This window comes from Acidimicrobiia bacterium (assembly GCA_036271555.1).
GTDB lineage: Bacteria > Actinomycetota > Acidimicrobiia > IMCC26256 > PALSA-610 > DATBAK01.
The window spans coordinates 1-2,411 of the sequence record DATBAK010000079.1; the positions used below are offsets into that span (position 1 = coordinate 1).

3 protein-coding genes are annotated in these 2,411 nt (G+C 69.3%); all 3 read left to right on the forward strand.

What is annotated here, in order from left to right; all coding sequences use genetic code 11:
* The first annotated feature begins 85 nt into the window (after window positions 1–85).
* Window positions 86–394 (forward strand): helix-turn-helix domain-containing protein, encoded by a 309-nt coding sequence (locus tag VH914_17925; GenBank protein ID HEX4493088.1) that lies wholly within the window; start codon window positions 86–88, stop codon window positions 392–394.
* A gap of 23 nt (window positions 395–417) precedes the next feature.
* Entirely contained in the window at window positions 418–768 is a 351-nt protein-coding gene (gene tnpB, locus VH914_17930) for an IS66 family insertion sequence element accessory protein TnpB (protein HEX4493089.1), read from the forward strand.
* A gap of 69 nt (window positions 769–837) precedes the next feature.
* The gene (locus VH914_17935; GenBank protein ID HEX4493090.1) at window positions 838–2,340 is read left to right on the forward strand and encodes an IS66 family transposase; all 1,503 of its coding nucleotides are present in this window, start codon (window positions 838–840) and stop codon (window positions 2,338–2,340) included.
* Window positions 2,341–2,411 lie beyond the last annotated feature (71 nt).

Consider the following 2,411-nt stretch of genomic DNA (forward strand, 5'->3'; position numbering starts at 1 on the left):
GTAAGTCCTCGCCCTGACGCGTCCTGCCGCTCGCGCCACGATCGTCTCTCCTCGCGCGCGCGCAAGGAGGCGGACGATGAAAGAGATGCAGGCGAAGGCAAGGGTGCGGACGGCGGGGGCGGGCAGGCCGTACGGCGCGGAGGACCGCGCGCGTATCGTGGCGCACGCGATGGCGCGGCGGCGGGCGGGCGCTGGCGTCGAGTCGATCGCGCGCGAGGTGGGCGTCTCGAGCACCACGCTCTACGACTGGCTGCGTAGGCCGACGTTCGAGCGCGTGGAGGTCACGACCGATGTGCTCGGGCGCGGCGGTCACACGGTCCATGGCCCGCGAGGTGTTCGCGTGGAGGGACTCTCGCTCGCCGAGGTCGCGGAGCTCCTGTCGAGGCTCGCGTGATCGCGCCGTCGCGATCCGTCTCGGTGTGGGTTCATCGCGAGCCTGTCGACATGAGGAAGTCGTTCGACACGCTCGCCGCGATCGTTCGCGTGAACATGAAGAGCGACCTTCTCCTCGGCGAGGTGTTCGTGTTCGTGGGTCGTCGTCGGCGGCACGCGAAGGCGCTGTGGTGGGACGGGACGGGCCTCGTCGTGCACGCGAAGCGGCTCGCGCGGATTCGGTTCTCTGCGCCTTGGGAGAGGCGCGGCTCGGGCCCGCTGCGATGGACGCTGTCGGAGCTCTCGCTCTTTCTCGAGGGGAGCGAGGTCGTCGGTCGCATCCAGCTCTCGCCGCCGCCGACTGACGTCGAGGGCTCGCGCGTCGTGTTCGCGTGACAGAGATTCGTCGTCGCGCGTGCACGAGACCCCTTGATCGTTTGCGCGCGACGACGCATCGAAGAGGGCGTGCGTGACGTCGATCGCATCGAGCGGGAACGCGACGTCGAGGCGCTCCGTCAGATGGCGCTGGCGCTGGTGCGCGAGAACACCCGACTCGTCGCGCGCGTCCTCACGCTGCAGAAGGAGCTCGCGACGGCGAACGGGGTCGACAAGGCGCAGCTCGAGATCGAACTCGCGGCCCTCGAGAAGGCGCTCGCCGCGGCGGCCGTCCCCGCCGCCGGCACCTTCAACAGGAACCCCAAGAACGAGGGTCGCGAGCACGAGAGCGGAGGCGGCGACGACAAGGCCGATGGCAAGCCCGCGCAGACGGGACACGGCCCGAAGCCTCAGCCGAAGCTCCCCGTGCAAGAGCTGCTCTACGAGCTCGACGCGCCGGACCGCACGTGTCCGTCTTGCGGCAAGGAGCTCGCTGCCTGGGCGGGCAACTTCGACGACAGCGACGAGGTCGACGTCATCGAGCGGCGCTTCGTGCTCGTGCGCCATCGTCGCCAGAAGTATCGCTGCGCCTGCGGTCATTGCGAGACGGCCATCGGGCCTCGGCGCTGGTTTGGTGGCGGCCGGTACTCCGCGGCCTTCGCCATCGCGGTCGTGGTCGGCAAGTACCTCGATCACCTGCCCCTCGAGCGTCAGGTCCGGCAGATGGCGCGTCAGGGCGTCGACTGCGATTCGAACACGCTCTTCGACCAGTGTTGGGCGCTCGCGAACATCGTGCGCCCCGCGTACGACCGCCTCGCCGCGGTGCAGCGCGGGCGACTCGTGCTCCACGTCGACGAGACCTCGTGGCCGATGCTCGACGGCAAGTCGCAGAAGAGCTGGCACATGTGGGACATCGTCTCCGACGTCGCCGCGTACTACGCGATCCGAGAGGGGCGCGGCGGCGAGCACGCAGAGGCGCTCCTCGCAGACTTCGATGGATACGTGATGAGCGACGGATACGTCGTCTACGCGTCGCTCGCGAAGCGGTATCCAAAGCTGCGACACCTCGCGTGTCTCGTGCACGCGCGCCGCAAATTCGTAGAGTGCGCCGAGGCCTTCCCGGTCGAGACCGAGCGCATCCTCGACCTCATCGGCCAGCTCTACAAAGTCGAGAGCGACGCCGGAGACTCGCTCGACCTCAGGGGCGAGCTTCGTAGGTCGCGCTCGCGCCCGATCGTGCGCGAGCTCGAGAAGGCACTGACCGAGATGCGCCCCCTTCCCGGAAGCGCGCTCGAGAAGGCGATCGCCTACACCGCCAAACGCTGGTCGAAGCTCACGCGCTTCCTCGAGGACCCGCGCTTGCCGCTCGACAACAATGCCGCCGAGCGCGCGCTCCGCGGCCCAGTCGTCGGCCGCAAGAACCACTACGGCTCGAGGTCACGCCGCGGCACCGAAGTCGCAGCGATCTTCTACTCGCTCCTCGAGAGCGCCAAGCTCGTCGGCGTCGACCCCACCGCCTACCTGCAGCGCTGCGTCGCCGCTCACCTCGACGGCGCCCTCATTCCGCTGCCCCACGAGACCGTCGCGTCCTGACCGCGCGACGCGCGCGGCGCGCCAACCACGGAAATCGCCGCGCCGCGAGGCGTGTCACGGCGGGGACTTAC

What these genes read in the sequence shown, in the direction of transcription:
- VH914_17925 (HEX4493088.1), top strand. Translation starts at nt 86, where the DNA reads ATGCAGGCGAAGGCAAGGGTGCGGACGGCGGGGGCGGGCAGGCCGTAC.